The sequence below is a fragment of the Candidatus Paceibacterota bacterium genome (assembly GCA_041663045.1).
Lineage (GTDB): Bacteria > Patescibacteriota > Minisyncoccia > Phycocordibacterales > GWA1-40-21 > Bog-1340.
The window spans coordinates 158432-176376 of sequence record JBAZRH010000001.1 but is presented as its reverse complement, the minus strand read 5'-3'; the positions used below and the strand labels follow the sequence as shown (position 1 = coordinate 176376).

Annotated in this window: 14 protein-coding genes and 2 pseudogenes; 14 read left to right on the top strand and 2 right to left on the bottom strand. The window is 36.8% G+C overall.

Annotation, left to right across the window (positions count from 1 at the left end; translation table 11 throughout):
* The first annotated feature begins 28 nt into the window (after positions 1–28).
* The 4 genes from WC631_00835 to WC631_00820 are packed head-to-tail and all read left to right on the top strand — an operon-like array spanning position 29 to position 4303.
* Complete coding sequence (locus WC631_00835; GenBank protein ID MFA6227019.1) at positions 29–1108, top strand: N-formylglutamate amidohydrolase; 1080 nt, start codon at positions 29–31, stop codon at positions 1106–1108.
* A 1-nt stretch (position 1109) separates the two neighbouring features.
* Positions 1110–1970 (top strand): hypothetical protein, encoded by an 861-nt coding sequence (locus WC631_00830; protein ID MFA6227018.1) that lies wholly within the window; start codon positions 1110–1112, stop codon positions 1968–1970.
* 3 nt (positions 1971–1973) lie between these two features.
* Complete coding sequence (locus tag WC631_00825; protein MFA6227017.1) at positions 1974–2846, top strand: histidine phosphatase family protein; 873 nt, start codon at positions 1974–1976, stop codon at positions 2844–2846.
* A 14-nt stretch (positions 2847–2860) separates the two neighbouring features.
* Positions 2861–4303 (top strand): PEP-utilizing enzyme, encoded by a 1443-nt coding sequence (locus WC631_00820; protein MFA6227016.1) that lies wholly within the window; start codon positions 2861–2863, stop codon positions 4301–4303.
* A 55-nt stretch (positions 4304–4358) separates the two neighbouring features.
* On the opposite strand, the gene WC631_00815 is transcribed toward WC631_00820, so the two are convergent.
* Both WC631_00815 and WC631_00810 read right to left on the bottom strand, forming a co-directional pair.
* Entirely contained in the window at positions 4359–4802 is a 444-nt protein-coding gene (locus WC631_00815; GenBank protein ID MFA6227015.1) for a hypothetical protein, read from the bottom strand.
* Between the two features lie 249 nt (positions 4803–5051).
* A complete protein-coding gene (locus WC631_00810; protein ID MFA6227014.1) occupies positions 5052–5687 on the bottom strand; it encodes a histidine phosphatase family protein in 636 nt (211 codons plus the stop codon).
* Positions 5688–5868: 181 nt separating this feature from the next.
* Between WC631_00810 and WC631_00805 the strand changes: the two genes are divergently transcribed.
* The 10 genes and pseudogenes from WC631_00805 (at position 5869) to mnmA (ending at position 17927) form a co-directional block, all read left to right on the top strand.
* Positions 5869–6864 (top strand): PEP/pyruvate-binding domain-containing protein, encoded by a 996-nt coding sequence (locus WC631_00805; GenBank protein ID MFA6227013.1) that lies wholly within the window; start codon positions 5869–5871, stop codon positions 6862–6864.
* Between the two features lie 770 nt (positions 6865–7634).
* Positions 7635–8243: pseudogene (locus WC631_00800) on the top strand (PEP-utilizing enzyme).
* Between the two features lie 936 nt (positions 8244–9179).
* Positions 9180–9392, top strand: a pseudogene (locus WC631_00795) (PEP-utilizing enzyme).
* Between the two features lie 57 nt (positions 9393–9449).
* A complete protein-coding gene (locus WC631_00790; protein MFA6227012.1) occupies positions 9450–10865 on the top strand; it encodes a PEP-utilizing enzyme in 1416 nt (471 codons plus the stop codon).
* Positions 10862–12427 (top strand): PEP-utilizing enzyme, encoded by a 1566-nt coding sequence (locus tag WC631_00785; GenBank protein ID MFA6227011.1) that lies wholly within the window; start codon positions 10862–10864, stop codon positions 12425–12427. The genes WC631_00790 and WC631_00785 overlap by 4 nt, the downstream gene beginning before the upstream one ends.
* A 15-nt stretch (positions 12428–12442) precedes the next feature.
* Positions 12443–13777, top strand: a complete 1335-nt coding sequence (locus WC631_00780; protein MFA6227010.1) for a PEP-utilizing enzyme — start codon at positions 12443–12445, stop codon at positions 13775–13777.
* 3 nt (positions 13778–13780) lie between these two features.
* On the top strand, positions 13781–14803 hold the full coding sequence (locus WC631_00775) for a PEP-utilizing enzyme (GenBank protein MFA6227009.1): 1023 nt from the start codon (positions 13781–13783) through the stop codon (positions 14801–14803).
* Positions 14804–14809: 6 nt separating this feature from the next.
* Positions 14810–15976, top strand: coding sequence for a redox-regulated ATPase YchF (gene ychF, locus WC631_00770; GenBank protein MFA6227008.1), 1167 nt, complete (start codon positions 14810–14812; stop codon positions 15974–15976).
* Positions 15973–16719 (top strand): hypothetical protein, encoded by a 747-nt coding sequence (locus tag WC631_00765; GenBank protein ID MFA6227007.1) that lies wholly within the window; start codon positions 15973–15975, stop codon positions 16717–16719. The genes ychF and WC631_00765 overlap by 4 nt, the downstream gene beginning before the upstream one ends.
* Positions 16719–17927 carry a tRNA 2-thiouridine(34) synthase MnmA gene (gene mnmA / locus WC631_00760; protein ID MFA6227006.1) on the top strand — a complete coding sequence of 403 codons (1209 nt, stop codon included), beginning with the start codon at positions 16719–16721 and terminating at the stop codon, positions 17925–17927. Before WC631_00765 ends, mnmA begins: the two co-directional genes overlap by 1 nt.
* The last annotated feature ends 18 nt before the right edge of the window (positions 17928–17945 follow it).

Genomic DNA, 17945 nt, shown 5'->3' with positions numbered 1-17945 from the left:
AATTGACATTATTAAATAATTTAAAAATATGACCGAACATCCTCCAAAATTTCCTTTCGCAGATACGGACTCTCGAACAGAAAGAAGAGAAAAACTCGAAAAAGTTTACAATACACTTGAAGCTTTGGGTTTACCGTCTCGTCCAGAAATGAGGCAAGAAGAGATAACTGGTAATGAAGCGGTAGAAAGTGATACTAGCCCGATAGCAAGAGACGGCTGTCCAAATGTTATTATTGGATTACCACACGCCGGAGAGTATGCTCCAGAAAGCTTAAAAGATAGGCTGACAGAAGAAGGCACAGAAACTCTTGCGCTTACAGATCTTGGAACACCCGAAATATTTAAAAGCAAGACAATACCTTGGGTAAAGTTTGGTATATCTAGGTTTGTCGTCGACCCAAACAGAGCACCAGAATTTGATTTGGATAAAAAGTATGAGAAGGGGAAAGCTCCGGGCACAATACTTTGGACAAAGGGTGCAAAATTCGGCCCTATGTACAAAGAAGATATGCAACCGACCGCAGAAGAAGCAGAGAATTGGGCGGAGAGATATTATCTGCCTTATTACAATACTGTTATGGGTGCTGTCGGAGCTATGGCAGATAAAAGGCAGAATAGAAAAGAGGAGAGGATTCTTCTTGTAGATGGACATTCTTTTCCTGTTACAGCTGATACAAAGACTTGGTATGATCACTATGGTATTCCTGATCCAGAGATGATGCCAATGTTTATTTTGGGCACGAGAGATGGAGAAGGTTGCGATGACGATATTATAGAAGCGTTTGAAAAAGCCCTGAAAACAAACTATGAATCTTTACCGGAAGATGAAAAGAAATTAATTTCAGAGGATATTAAGGGTGAATTATTTATCAGAAATTATTATATGAAAGGTGTTCACAATGTCAAATTCTGGGGTGGAGCAGGTAGAAATATGGGCGTAAATGCGCTTCAGATTGAATGCAATGAAAGGGCTTATATGGATAGACCAAAAAGCGGTGATTGGAAAGATTTTTCTTATAATGAACAAAAGATGGCTATTATGCATTCTCTCATAGAAAAAACCTGTCTTGATATTGACCAATTATTAAAAGGACAAACAAAGCAATAATATGACGACGAAGAAACTTGGGGCTTTCACAAAAAAAGTAGAAGAACTTGCAGCGAAGGGCAGGGTAAATATTGCTTTTGGCTTGGCAACTCCAGATAAAGAGATATTGGATTGCCTAAGCAAGATGAGTGAGTATGCAGACATTACTTTGGTAGGCCCAGGCGCAATAAAAGACGTAAAGGGCTTTAAATTAGTTATTGATGAAAATCCTGAACAAAAAATCGCCTCTATGCTGGCTAGCGATGAAGTTGAGGGAATAATCAGAGGAACAATTGATGATTTTAAAACAGCCGATGCTTATAAAAAGATAACGGGTGAGCACTTCGATCTTAATCCTGGCCTAATGGAAACACCAAAAGGAGATCAACTCTTTTGTGGCCTTTGTAGTAATCCAGAGGGTTGGAATAAAGAAGAGAGATTTGAAATAGCAAAAGGTATAGCAGAATTTACAAAGAAGTGGGGAGTTGAACCGAAAATAGCTGTCTTCACCGGCGTACGCCATGAGACATATAAAAGGAAAAAAGACATTAAAGATGGTGTTGTAGGAATTTTAAATAAAACATATGAAGATACTGAGTGGATTGTCTCCGAACTCAAGAAACTCGGTTACGATGCAAAGAATTGGTCTATTGATTTGGACTTAGCCGTAGAAGACGGTGCAAATGTCATTGTTCCAGTAAATGGTATGGTAGGAAATCAACTCTTTAGAGCGATCCTGCTCTCTGGAGGAAGGATAATGGCAGCGCCGAGAGTGGTGTGCAAAAGGCCATACGAAGACAATAGTAGAAATGAAAAAGATTTTTCTTTTCATGTTAAGTGGTTAGCAGCTTGGATTAATAGTAAAAAATTAAATAATAAATAAAATATGGAATCACAAATCAAAAGTCCGGAGGCAATAAGAGAATATCAATCAGAAATAATTCTAAACTTCTTCCGCCATGGCGAAAAAGAGAAAGATAAAACAAAGACAGATGAACAAATCCGACTTACTCCAGGAGGCCGTATGCAAGCTAAAAACAAGGCTGAAAAGGGAAGTGATATAGATCAATCTGTGGCTTTCGTCTCTACAAAAGAACGCACCTGGGAAACAGCAGGTTTTGTGATGGCTGGAGGAGAAGACGAAATAACCGGTAACGAGACATTGGAAGAACTAAAAACTAAGATTGATAAAGATTTGGCTTACGGCTCAAAATTCAATGTAGATTCACGTCTCGACTTTTCTATTGGAAAGACAGAGTATGAAAAACAAGCGATAGACGCTTTCACTAAAGGAAAATTCATGGAATTTTTGGCAGATCAAAGCGACACACTGGCAAAAGAACAAGGTTTTGAAGGACAGCTAACATATTCTCGTCAAGCAAAAGGCGTAGCGGAAATTGTCTTAAAATATTTTAATATTGCTCCAAGATGGAATAAGCTCGTCGAAGAAAAAAGTGATAAATATGAACCAGAAATGAAAAGATTCTTTGCTACCCATCAAGGTATTGCAGAAAGTTTCTTGATGAAAGTTGTAGAAATGACAAAAGGCATCGAGGAGAGAAATAAACTTATAAAAGCATTAAAAAATACCGGTTTTGATGTAACGGAAGGATTTGAATTGGATGTTATTACAAAAGCTGGATCAGAAAAACCTACATTACACTTGAAATATAGCAAAAAGAGCGATACACCTCTAAATGATTTTAGTATTGATGAAGAAATTGATCTCTCTGTTGTGGAACAAATAGCTCAAGGATAGGAGACTCAAAAGATATGCCTGAAAAGAAATATAAACCAGAAGACTGGATAATGGTGCGTACTAGGTATATACCAGCTCTTTTTCCTTTGTCAGCATATTTTTCTTGGCCTCTTGGCGAATATTTAAAAATTAAAAGAGGGATATCTCTAGAGATATGGGAAAACGGTCACTTCACAGCAGTAGTTGAAAAAGAATTCTCAAAAGACAGAAATGAAGGGGCTTTTAAAATACTTTGGGAAAATAAAGATAATCTTGAGAAGATAAGAAAAGAGGGCATAGAAGCCGGGCAAAAAGCGGTGGATTTATGTAAAGAATTCGCCGATACTTGTGTAAACAGAGATATTGAAAGCTTCCCAGATTTCTTTGATAAATTCATAATCACTTATCAAGAATTGATGCGTAAAAATATGATTCTGTGGCTTTTTGGTGGAGCCGAGGCCGAAAGACAATTACTAAATCATCTTAAAGAATACGGCATAGATGAGGCACATAAAATATTACCTATAATGGTCAGTCATCAAGAAAAATCATATAGCCAGATAGAAGAAGAGGAATTTAAAAATCTGCTAAAAATAGCCAAGTCCAATGGATTAGAAAATATCAATACTAAAGAAGCCATAAAGATATTCTCTGATAAATACTTCTGGTTTCCATATGAATATGTGGGACCTATAGTCTGGACAGAAGAAACTGTATCAAAAAGAGTTGAAGAAACTTTGGTATCAAAAGAATATAATAAAACTTCACAAAACATTGATATTGTTTTGCTACAAGAAGAGTATCAGGAGAAATATAAATTCTCTGAAGAGACAAACTATTTATTCAAGATAATGAGAAACCTGTCTTTGATGCAGGACGACAGAAAGATGCTTAGTGCCCAAATCTGTTATTATTTCAATGATATAATCCTTAAATGGGCCGCTTCAAAATTAAATCTGACTTTAGATGAAGCAAGGTATCTTGACCCGAGACTGGCAAGGCTCGCAATATCTGGAAAGGATATAAGCATAAATATAAAAAACAGAATGGATATTGTGATAGAAACAAATTCTGATAAAGGAAGTACATATCATGAAGGTTCCAATGCTAGAAAACTTCTAATAAAGTTAAATGTGCCGTGGAAAACCGATCATAAAGATATAAAGGAAATTCATGGACAAGTTGCGAATAAAGGAAAAGTGGTAGGGAAGGTACGTGTACTAAAAAGTTCTCATGTGAATAATTTTGATAATGGAGATATTATTGTCACAGGTATGACGACTCCTGATTTTGCACCTCTTATTAAACGTGCTGGGGGAATAATCACAGATGAAGGCGGAATCACTTGCCATGCCGCTATAATCTCTCGTGAATTAAATATTCCTTGCATTATCGGTACAAAAATAGCAACTAAAGTATTGAAAGATGGCGACAAAGTAGAGCTAGACGCCGAAAAGGGAATTATAAGAATAATATAAAAAAAATAGAGCCCAACTTTTTACAGTTGGGCTCCGGCGGTTTCAGCTCTTTAGCTTAACCACCTTGCGGACCGTCCACTTCATTCATGTTGACGAAGTATCGGTCCACGACGAGATACATTGCGGCGAGGATTCGCTGGAATGTCTCGGTGTACTGTGCTTTGAACTTCACCGGCCATGGATTGGGAATCTCGGCATTGTATATCTTGCCGATGTCGCAACCTTGCTTGATGAGCATCTCGGCGACCAAACAGTCTGCACAGACGACAAGATCGTAGCTGTTAAGATCGAGCGTCGTCGTCCGACGCTTGTCGTGACCCGAGATATTGAGACCAATCTGACTACAGGCGTCAATCGCAAACTTTGCAGCCGAACCGCCTTTCGCAGCATTTTCCCCGACGCCGGCACTTTCACAATAAGTCTTGTACCCGGCGTTCTTGAGATACATGTTGAGTACCGCCGCCATCGCCGGACTCCTGTCGCTGTTGCCGTAGCACACACATAGAATCCGCTTTGTATTTGCACTCACTTTTCACCTCTTTCCACGGTTTTTACCGTTTTATTTCAAATTAACATCTACCCATCCCATTATACACCTTTTATAGTACTTGTCAAGCACATAATAGAGATTATATAAGAATATGCCTATAAATATGAATATTTGGGTAATAAAAAGGCGGGGTTCACAACATTGTGTTCCCCCCGCCATGCCTCGTCAAAACGAGGTCTTTTTTGCCGTATATTCAGATCACGGCGTAATATATTTGGCCGAGGACTTGTCATCCTCGAGCTCAATCACGATCGCTGACCCGGCATCCATTGACGTACTGCCGACAAGGACGAGGTCCTCAAGCGTCGCGTCGGTACCGAGTTGCATATTCCGTGCCAGGATATTGGCGCAGACGGCGTGTGAGGTTATTAACACAACAAACGGCTGCTTTTCATCTTCGAGACCGGAGTCGGCCTCGTTGATGATTTCCCATATCCTGCCCATTGCACGTATCGCGTAAGCTGCGGTCTCCTTTACCACATTTGGGTCGAGGAGATAGCTCGCGAGCGGCGCATACCCGATTTTCTTGAACGCTGCGTCCAAAATCGGATAGGTATGCTCGTGCGGATAAAGCACATCTTCGGCGAAGTGCTGAACCCCATCCGGGAGCTGACCCGCCGCCCGTGCCGTGATACATGCTGTTTCCACCGCGCGCCCAGCAGCAGACGAGATGATAAGGTCAATTTTGTAACCGATCTTTGACCCAATCAACGCCGCCTGCTTCCGTCCTTCCTCGCTTAGCGTGCGGGTAAGATCATGCTGACCCGCTTGCGCTTTGTTTGTGGCACCATGTCTCTGAAACACCGCCACCAGTTTACGTTTGCTGTGCGTCATTTTGACGCCTCCTTCTGTTGTTTTCGTTTTCTACACATACAGGTACCAATCCTGTATCCTGCCTGAAAGGATAGCATACTTAGATATAAAAGTCAATAGGCAAAATTGAGCTATGTTTTATTCACTTTTATCACTAAAAATAAGCTTCCCAAGTGATATATAATTTGTTATAGTTTCCAGTATGAAATTAACGTTGCATTTCAGAGAATTGAATAAAAGCAATGCCGATATTGCCGGTGGAAAAGGCGCCTCACTTGGAGAAATGACACAGGCAGGAATACCAGTGCCGCCGGGTTTTGTCGTCCTCTCAACTACTTTCGATGAATTCGTAAAAGGTGCAAATCTTTCTGAAGAAATAGATACTGTTTTACATACAGTAAATCACAAAGATATAAATAGTGTTGAAGTCGCTTCAGAGAAAATTCAAAGTCTTATCAAAAACGCCGATATGCCAGAAAATATTGCGAAAGAGATAATGTCGCAGTTTAAAAAGTTAGATACCGAATTCGTAGCCGTCCGTTCGTCCGCCACCGCAGAAGACGGCGCAGAAAACGCTTGGGCAGGACAACTTGATTCATATTTAAATACTAAAGAGAAAAATGTTTTAGAAAAAGTTCAGCATTGCTGGGCATCACTTTTCACTCCGAGAGCTATTTTTTATAGATTTGAAAAAGATTTACACGAGACAAAGATTTCAGTCGCTGTCGTCATACAAAAAATGGTAAATTCTGAAGTTTCCGGTATAGCTTTCTCTGTACATCCTGTTACCGAAGACAGAAATCAGATGATTATAGAAGCTGGATTTGGTCTTGGGGAAGCCATAGTGTCTGGACAGATAACACCAGATTCATATGTTGTCGAGAAGGATCCGAGAAGAATTATCGATACAAATATTTCAACACAAGCAAGAGGTTTATATAGAGTTTCAACTGGTGGCAATGAGTGGATCGATATTTCTGAACCAAAAGCATCATCTCAAGTACTCACTGAAAAACAAATCTTTGAATTCGCAGATTTAATAATGAAAATCGAGAATCATTATGGTTTCCCTTGCGATATAGAATGGGCTTTTGAAAAAGGAAAATTTTATATAGTACAAAGCAGGCCCATCACTACGCTGACAAATAAAGATTCAATAAGAGCAGAGGCAAAAGCTGAAGAAGTAAAAAAAAACTAAACTCTCCTGAATTAGCTAGTTTTAATGTAGATGATCAGAAATTTTATGGTCTATGGAAAAATGATATTTTATCATCTTGTTTTTGGGAAGATTGTTATAATAAAGAGATAGCAGATAGACTAGGGCTAAATATACCGGAAACAGGGACGAGCTCGCTTGCGGGGGGTAATTTTATTGTTAAAAAATCTTTAGCCACATTTGTACAAGGTCAGATTAAAAATAAAATTATTAATGGGGATAAAGTTTTTTTTGATAATGCAAAAAAAGTTTGCGATTCAGTATGCAAAGGTGCGATAGAATATGCGGGTACACTAAAAGATAAGAGTGCCTCCTTTAATAATATATTGGAACTTTTCGGTGAAATTAGAAAGCTAAATTTTATATGGCTTCTGGGTGCGACTTTTCTTGTTGAAGCATCTGAAGAAGTTTTAGCGGATATAGTCGTCAAAGAAAAGTTTCCAGCCGATCTTGTACCTGATTTAATACCTCAGGTTATTTCGCCACTGACAATCCAACAACAAGAAGTTTTGAAACTTAAAAAGTTAATCGGAAACAAAACCCTTAAAGAAGTTAAGAAAAATAAAACACTATTAAAGAAGCTTGAGGAACATGCAGAAAAATATGAGTGGATTGAAGTCTTGAACTTCGTGGGTGAATTATTAACCGTTGACAGACTTTATGAGCAAATAATTCATTCGAAAGATGCTGGGGTACATACAAAAAAGGTTTTACCGAAAGTTTCTAAAAAACTAGAATTTTGTGCAGAGTGTATGCACGCTTGTGGTTATGTAAAACAAGTTTCTACGGAATATTTTTCAATGCTTTCAGCCAAAGCATATCCGCTATTTCATGCTGTAGCGAAAGAGTTGAATCTAGAATATCGTCAATTTACAATGCTTTCTCCAACTGAAATACTTTCCGGACTAAAAGGAGAAATTGAAAAAGATGAACTAAAAAAACGAGGAATAAGGAGGAGAGATTTAAACTGGTTTCTATTTGCCAACAAGGAAGAAAATTCTATTGTTATTGAGGATAAAGAAGATATTGAATACTTAAAAGACAAGATGTTGCCTCATGCCGATAAAGACGCGAAGGAAACAAAAGGCGTAGTAGCATATCCTGGAAAAGTCCGAGGAATTGCTAGAGTTGTTATAAATAGAGATGAATTTCATAAAATGAAAGCTGGAGATATTCTAGTGTCCACAATGACAACGCCAGATTTTGTTATCTTGATGCAACAGGCTTCTGCCATAATCACAGATATAGGTGGATTATTATGTCATGCCGCCATAGTCTCGAGAGAAATTCATAAGCCATGTATTATAGATACAAAAATTGCCACTCAAATTATCAAAGATGGTGATGAAATCGAGGTGGATGCAGACAAAGGCGTGATTAAGATTTTGAAAGATAAAAACAGTGAAGAAAGAGACTCTTATATACTTCATTTTCGTCAAACAGATTTTCCTTTTATTTTCACAGATATAGCTTTTCGTCCAAAAAATTATGGCCAAATTGATTATGTTGTCTTACAGAAAGACGATCATATCGCTGGATATCTGAGTAAAGAAGGCCAAAGACAAGCATTTGATCTTGGAGAAAAACTCTTAAATGACAAATTTGCTAATCAAAAAATAAAAGAGTTAAAAAAATTGGCCGAAGAGTTAAAGCCAGAGTCTCTTCAGACCAAATTAGATAAAGTTTCAGATAAAGATAAAATATCTCGATGGAAAATAATAGAAAATTTATTTGATAAAATAGGCAATCTATATTTATACTGTGAACAACCTGTTCTGGTAGCGTTGGAAAACATTATAATAAAAGCAGCTAAAACAGAAAGTAATTTAATAAAAGCATTACACGATTCAACTTATGCTACGAAATTAAAATTCAATAAACAACAAAAATCTATTTTGAACAGATTAATAAAACTCGGTGAATTGAAATTCAAAATACACAACTCTCTTGGTCCGTTATTTGAGATCCTCACTGATTTTATGCAGGGATTAGCTGATAAACATCACATTACGTTAAATCAAGCTTTCTCGCTTAGAAGTTGTGAAATAGAAGAGATCTTGTATGGACAAAGAGTGCCAAACAAGGACGAGCTTAATGAGAGGATGAATGGTTTGGCATTGTTACCATACAGAAAGGTAAGCAACGATCTTTTAACTGGTAACGAATATTTGTCCTGGAAAAAAATCTTGGAACCCCAAAACGTTGCTGAAGTAAAAGGAAATATCGCTTTTCATGGAAAAGCGATAGGTCCAGTCAAAATACATCTTAGTCTTATGAATGGAGCCGATATTCCTCCCGGTACAATATTAGTTTCTGGTATGACCAACCCTCAAATTGTCCCTTATTTAAAAAATGCCGCAGCTATTGTTACAGATGAAGGGGGTTTAACTTGCCACGCGGCAATTATTTCCAGGGAATTAAAAATCCCATGTATTGTCGGTACCAAAATCGCCACGCAAGTTTTCAAAGATGGAGATCTGGTGGAAGTCGATGCGGATAAGGGAGTAATAAAGATACTTAAAAAAGAGGTTGGAATATCAGAAAAAAATAACGATGAATGGGTCTTTATGTGGAGTACGACTCCTATAATGCCAGCATCATGGACTACTTCAGAGGCCTTGATAACTCACGGGGATATATATGGAGAGGGTGAAATATTCTGTTATTTTGATGGATCGGTGATCACAACTTATATGCCTAAAAAACAGCTAGATAAATTCAAAGAAATTGGAGAAAAATACCTAGACGAGAAATATTTCAATAAATACAAATCTAAGTATAGGGTAGCAGCAAAGAAATGGTGGAATTGGGTGAGAAAAATCGAATCGGTAGATTTTTCGAGATATACAAATGGGCAAATAATTAAAGATTATAATTCTTTTATTGATCACGCTAAAGATTCGATAGCATATTTTGGAAGCACTAGGACAGAATTTACTTATAAAGCCGAGCAGAGATTAGAAGAGATTATTAGAAAATATTTTAATAATGATTGGCCGAGAGTTTTTGGTATATTATCAACTCCGCTTTCTCTTGATGATATACAAAGAGAATATTTAGATTGGCTAAGTATTTTATCAAAAAAACACGATGACTCGATTTTACTAAAACATCTATCAAAGTATCCTTGGCTTGTCTTCGGCCAATACGACGATAAAAGGACTCTCAAGTTTCTTGAGAATAGAAAAAAATCTGAAAAAAATACGTATAGACTAGAATATTCTAAATTAAAAGAAGATAAGGAGAAGCTCAGAAGAGGACAGGAGAATATTTACAGAAAAATTGGATCAGAAAGTGACGAAGTAAAATATTTATCCGACTTTTTACAATACCAATCAATCGAGAGGATGAATATAAAATCATATTGGGCAGGATCGTATTATTTATCTAGGCATTTATTAAATGAGGTATCAAAGAGAATTAATATCTCTCTATCTGATATGCTAGATTTTGTTACCCCACCAGAGACAATTGAATTGTTAAATGGAACACATCGTGGAAATATAAAATCAATAATCGTAGACAGAAAAGAATCCTATGCAATTATAATAAGTGATAATAAACTTAGAGTTGTTGGAGCAGATGAAGCAAATAATCTTTTTAAAGAAAAAATTAAGAAAATTATCAATATTGATAATACAATAAAGGGTCAAATTGCTATGTTGGGAAAGGCGACGGGAAAAGTCAGGAAGGTTATAGCTGGAGATTTGGATATGCTACAAAAAAGTATAAAGGACTTTAAAGAAGGTGAAATTCTCGTGACAAGTATGACCCAGCCAAATATGATGGCAATAGCGAGAAAAGCGGCTGCCATCATTGCTGACGAAGGCGGTATAACATCTCACGCGGCTATAATAAGCAGAGAATTAAAAATCCCTTGTATTGTCGGTTGTTTACACTCTATGCAGGTGCTTAAAGATGGAGATTTAGTGGAAGTGGATGCAGATAAGGGGGTGGTAAGATTATTAAATAAGAAAAAATGAAAAATACGAGAAAGATAAAAATATCAGAAGGTGATTATAAAACCTTAACTAATACGATCTCTGGACAAGAAATTGGTACTCTGGCTTCTGAAAAGTGGTTCAAAGTTTTAAAGAGGTTAAACTCTCCTCTTTTTGACTCTCTCATCCGTGTTGGATGTGTTTCAGATAGGGAAGATTTTGGTCTGAAAAATAAAATGGATAAGATAATGACTCTAAACTACGACGTATACTCCCAGGAAGAAAACGCCGATAAAATCAAAGTACTATTTGAAAAGAAGTGCAGAGAAGATTATCGGTATTTAGATAAACTATTTTCAGGGTTATATAAAGAATGTAAATTATTTGATACATGGGCAGATAAAACAAGTAAAATAGATTTTTCTGTTATGTGTGACAAGAAATTACTTAAATATTATGAAAAATATCTTAATTTCTCATTTAATGTATTGGTCTACCTATGGCCACCGCTTTTAGCAGAAGATGGACTAATAAGAATAATTACTGAGGAACTATCAAAAGTATATAATCCAATCAATAATTATGAAGAGCTACAGGAAAGCTTACGTCTTTTAACTTCTTCAGAAACTATTTCAACTATTCAAGAAAAAGAGGAATCTTTGATAAAACTTGCAATAAAAATATCGACTTTTGTAGATGTACAATCACTAAATGAAAATTTAAGCGGTGTTAAAGACAATCAGATAAAGATAATCAAAAATGTTTATGAAAAATATGCCTGGATTCCAGACGCCGAACTTAGATTTAATTATGAGAGCTTTGCTGATTTTATTAATAACCTAAAAAAGGTACTCGGAGAAAATCCACAGAAAAAACTAAATGAGATTGAAGAAGCAAAGAAAAGACTTATTAAAGCAAAAAAACAAATAATAAAAGAGGCTGGATTAAATAAAGTTGTTATTACTTATGCACATCAGGCATCTGATTTGGCGCACATTCGTTTACTAAGAGTAGAGAAACTAGAAGAGGTGTGCTATAAAGTTCAAAATCTATTTTATGAAATAGGAAAAAGGGCTGGACTAGATAATCATAAGAAAATCTGCCTATTCAATTTCTGGGAAATCACAGATTTCTTGCTTGGAGAAAAGATCAATCTAAACAAGATCCTTGAAAGAAGTGGCGGGTATGCTGTCATATATACTAAAGACACAATATACGAATTAGATATAGCAATCGGTGAAAAAATAAAAGAGATAATTGAAAAAAAGACAGAAAGAGTCGATACATTTAAGGGAAATATTGCATGCAAAGGACTTGTTAAAGGTATTGTGAAAGTATTACATTCTGCAAATGAGATAGGTAAATTAGAAGCTGGGGAAATACTTGTGACGAGTATGACTATGCCAAACTATGTTCCTGCAATGAAAATTGCTGGCGCTATAATCACGGATGAGGGAGGTATTAGTTGCCACGCCGCGATTGTTTCAAGAGAGCTAGGTATTCCTTGTATAATAGGCACAAAGATTGCCACAAAGGTGCTAAAAGACGGGGATTTGGTGGAAGTGGATGCAGATAAGGGAATCGTAAGGATAATAAAAGATTAATATAACGAAATAAATATGGATAGATGGAAATTTAAAAAAGAAGACTTTTTCCTAACAGGATCGGCTGAATCAGCACCATTGTTTTATTATTCCTGCTCCATAGGAGTAATCCTCGTTACAAAAGCATTACTCGTCGTCATAAACAATAATGGGGTTTCTAGATGGTTTATTGAAAAGCGTGCAAGCGAAGGACTTATGAAATATTGGGTAAGCGTTTCAAAAGAATTTGTAACAAAAAGATTCATATCTTGGAAAGAGAAATGGCAGAAAAAAGAGAATTATTTATTTAATATTACAAATAAGCCAATAAAAGACTGGAAAGAGATGTGGAAAGAAGTAGATACCCTTGCTGCAGAGTTTTGGATGGAGTCTTACTTTGTTGAATCTCTAGATCCTTTCGCTGAAGAAATCGATAAGCAAATCTCCGAAGAGTTAGAAAAAGTTGGGATAGATAAAGAGCATATTCATGGGTTGATTGCGACGATAGAGCCGACTAGGACACAGAAAGCGGCGATTGATTTTGAATTAGTTCTTCAAGGGAAGATGACGAAACAAGAATATATCAAAAAATATTGGTACTATAAAGGAAGTTGGATTGGCGGAGAAGTTCTTACAGAAAAGATGCTAGGGGCAGACTTCTTACCTAAACCGGTTCCAACAGATTATTTGAAGAGAGAAGCTGAACAACAAATGCTTCTCCCAAAACTCAGTGAAAAAACGCAAAATCTTATTCATCTTCTTCAGATTTTCACTCTGTGGAGAGAAGAGAGGAAAGTATATATGCAAATGATGAGTGTTTGTTATAGCACGATAATACACGAAGCATCAAAAACAGAGGGGGTCTCTTACAATGATCTTATTTGGGCAAGACCAGAGGAAATTGAATTACTTAAAAAAGATAATGATTTTATCTTGAAACGTAAGAGACAAAGTGTCTTTCTAATATCGCCACAGTACAATCCTCCCAAATTACTTACAGAAGATAACGCCCTGGAAGTGATAGAAGGGATGACGTCAAAAGACAAAAATAAAATCGCGAAAGGCACAGTCGCCTGTAAGGGTGTCGTGCAAGGCATCGCAAAAATTGTATTGAAAGAACACCAATTCGGAAAATTTCAAAAGGGGGAAATTCTTATAACAACAAGTACTCGCCCAGAATTTTTACCAATAATGAGCCTCGCTTCTGCAATAGTGACAGACGAAGGAGGTCTAACATCTCACGCGGCTATTATATCTAGAGAGTTGAAAAGACCTTGTATTGTCGGTACAAAACATGCTACAAGTATATTTGAGGACGGTGATTTAATAGAAGTCGATGCGGATAAGGGGGTGGTTAAGATTATAAAATAGTATATGAATAAATATATATTTGAAAAAAGCTACACTAGAGATACAACGATCCTTATTCAACAGATTTGGGCACAACAACTCTCGAGAGGAATCAAAGAAAAACTTGGCTGGCAGAATCCATTCTTACCAATAATTATTCACCACATGATTGATGGTGTAGTAGAGGTTTGGGATAATCAGTTTGCGACACAGTGGCTTAAGGATAAACTACTTGAGCAGAATCTAGGTAATCCTGATCTTCTAAAGACGTCTCTTAATGAATATCGAGCCCAATTATCGATTATAAAAGAATATTGGCAAAATAAATCGGCAAAAGACATAAAGGAGTTTAGGGAATATCTGATTCTCTTACAAGAATTAATGTTCAATTTTAATTTGTGGTACTACACCGTGACAAATGAGAAAACGCCAAAACGTATTACAGATGAGATCCTAGACATAAGGAAAGATGACACTTTCTTTGCGTCTAACGATATCTATATAGGTAATACGATTCGTGAACTATTCCCCAAAATAGCTAAATATACAAACGTTATTCTATCTGAAGAGATTGAATCTTTACCATCTGAAGACGAGCTTATTAAACGTATGAATAACTCTTCACTAATTGATGGGGACATTCTTTTCGTCGGTAGCCAAGAAGAATTTTCAAAAAAGTATAAACAATGTAAATTAAATATTGAACGTATAACAGAAAATATTAAGCATGTAAAAGGTCAAGTCGCTTTTAAGGGTATAGTGCAGGGTAAGGTCAGAATCCTTCGACGTAGAGACCAAGTAAAAGATATTCAAAAAGATGAAATTATTGTATCACCAATGACTACTCCAGATTTTCTTCCGGCCATGCTCAAGGCTGCCGGCTTTGTCACAGATGAGGGTGGCATTACTTGCCATGCGGCAATAGTGGCTCGCGAATTAAAGAAACCTTGTATAATAGGTACCAAAATCGCCACACAAGTTTTTAAAGACGGTGATTTAATAGAAGTCGATGCGGATAAAGGAATCGTAAGAATAATTAATAAATAAATAAATATGTCATTATCAATAGGAATAGTAGGTTTGCCAAATGTCGGGAAAAGTACACTTTTCAATGCGCTGACAAAAAAGGCGGTGGCGTGTGAAAATTATCCTTTTTGTACGATAGATCCATCTGTCGGTGTTGTTGCTGTGCCGGATGAAAGGCTCGGCAAGCTCTCTACTTTCTCAAAATCAGCAAAGACAATTCCTGCTGCAGTTGAGTTTGTAGATATTGCAGGGCTTGTAAAAGGCGCTTCGGCGGGTGAAGGGCTTGGCAATAAATTTCTTACAAACATTCGCGAGACGGATGCTATCGCTGAAGTCGTGCGTATTTTCGAAGATGACAATATTATCCATGTTGCAAATAAAATAGAACCACTTTCGGATATTGAGACGATAAATCTTGAGCTTATTCTCGCAGACCTTCAAACAGTCACGAAAAGGCTCGGTAGTATCGGAAGTGATATAAAAAGGGGAAATAAAGAAGCGGTAATAGAAAATGGTGCATTGGAGAAATTGAAAGTTGTTTTGGAAGCAGGAAGGTTGGCAAGTACAGCCTTTGACCCCAGTCAAATAAAAAATCAATTTGACGGGGCAAGTGAAAAGGAAATTGTAGAAGTCAAAAAACTTTGTCTTCTCACAATGAAGCCGATTTTGTATATTTTGAATAAAAAAGCTGGGGGGAAAAATCTCGACCCCGAAAAATCAATAGGAATTGATCTCGGGGCAAGTGAGATTGAAGACCCTCGCTGGACGGCATTAATGAGGTTTTTTAGAGAGACAAATTCAAAATATGTAATAGTAGATGCAGGTATTGAACAAGAACTCAAAGATCTAGAAGGTGCTGATAAAAAAGAATTGAGAGAAGGACTTGGTGTAAAAGACGATGGTATAGATAGTCTTATAAAAGCTGGCTATGATTTGCTCGGTTTGCTGACATATTTTACAACAGGAGAAGACGAAACTCGCGCTTGGACTATCAAAAAGGGCTGGACGGCACCCCTTGCCGGTACAGCGATTCACCAAGATTTCAAAGATAAATTTGTCCGTGCAGAAGTGATTTTCTGGCAAGATTTACTAAATGCTGGCTCACACGGAAGTGCTCGTGAAAAAGGTCTTATCCGCACGGAAGGGAAGGAATATATTGTAAAAGATGGGGATGTCATAGAGTTTAAGATATGACAAGCCAGAATAATAATTATTTTTGTGTCACTCATATATCTGACGAACTATGTTGGAGAGCAGAGGATGCTTATTTATTGAGTAATAAATTTCCTATCTATTCTATCGCAGATGGAATAACCATGACCAAAGATGGTAAACCAGATTACGAAGACAAAACAGCTCCGACACCACCTAGAATTGTAGCTAATATATTTTGTGATAAATCAATTAAATATCTCGAAAAAGCCTACCCAAATATTTCTAGTACAGATATAATTTCGACTTTTAATTTTGCCCTAGACAATATCAAGAAATATTATAGAGGGAACTCTGTCAAACATGAATTCGGTACTACTGCTGCTGTGGTTGTTAAAAAAAGAAATACGATAATCGGTGGGCGCTTCATAGACTCGGGATTCGCCTTAATTAGAAATAAAGAAATCGTTTTTAAGACACCAGAATTTCATAGTTGGCGACAAATAAATGAACCGAATAAAAAATATAATTACATGGGTTTGCTCGATGATTTAACTGAATTTGTTCAAGTATACGAAATGGAATATAAAAAGGATGACTTATTGATACTGTTTACTGATGGTTATGAAAAGCATTTTAATAATGAAGCTTTCATAAATATCTTTAAAAAGAGTAATATGGGCGAAATGCAAAGTGAATTTGAGAGAATAGATGATATATTAAGCAAACAAAATCAGAATGATTACGGAACGGAAAGAACAGCTGTTGTGATAAAACTTACATAGTGAAAAGAGATATTAAAAAAGTATATGTGGGAATATCTGGAGGTGTAGATTCTTCTGTCTCTGCCGGGCTACTCAAAAAAGCAGGATATGATGTCACGGGAGTCTTTATAAAGACATGGCATCCGGATTTTGTAGAATGTACTTGGCGAGAAGATAGACTTGATGCCATGAGAGTTTGTGCAAAACTTGATATTCCTTTTGTCACGCTTGATCTTGAAAAAGAATATAAAAGAGATGTGGCCGACTATATGATAGCTGAATACAAAACCGGTAGGACGCCAAACCCGGATGTAATGTGCAATAAATATGTAAAATTTGGTGCTTTCTTTGATTGGGCTATGGAGCAAGGGACGGATTTTGTGGCGACAGGGCATTATGCAAAAACTAAATATGTCCTACCAAAGGACTCATCCTTGGAGCACGGGTTGGCTCCCCAGCGGGAAGCCACCCTCAAGTCTCGGCCTCGCTCGTCTGCTTCAGAAAGCAGACACCCTGCCCACTCGGCCTGCGAAGTCTCCAAAGATGAATCCTTTGATAGGACATTACTACTCGCAGGGAATGATAAGAATAAAGATCAGTCGTATTTTCTTTGGACACTTACGCAAAAACAGCTTTCCAAGACACTTTTTCCTGTTGGAGATATTGAAAAGCCGGAAGTAAGAGAAATTGCGAAAAGGCTAGGGCTTTCAACTTCAGACAAAAAAGATAGTCAGGGTGTGTGTTTCTTGGGCGAAATAGATATAAAAGAATTTTTGAAAAATTATATAAAAGAAAAGAGTGGGGAAGTCTTAAATGAATCGGGGAAGATAATCGGAGAACATGATGGAGCCTTTTTCCTAACTATCGGCCAAAGACATGGTTTCAAAATTACAGAGAAAACTCCAAATGATTCGCCATATTATATAGTAGATAAAAATATTGAAAAAAATACGATACTAGTTTCCCAAGATAAGAATAAGATAAAAGAAAAAGAGTCAAAAATTGTTCATATAAAAAATGTAAATTGGATTTACGAAAAGGCACCAGACTTATCAAAAATATATTCAGCAAGAATAAGATACAGGCAGCCGTTGGAGGAATGCAGGATAGTCAAGAGTGGTGAAGGTTTTGAATTGTATTTTACCAATCCCCAAAAAGCTATTACGCCGGGGCAATCTGCCGTGATTTATGATGGGGAAGTGTGTCTCGGAGGAGGGATAATCCGCTAGTATCTTAAAGCTATTTTA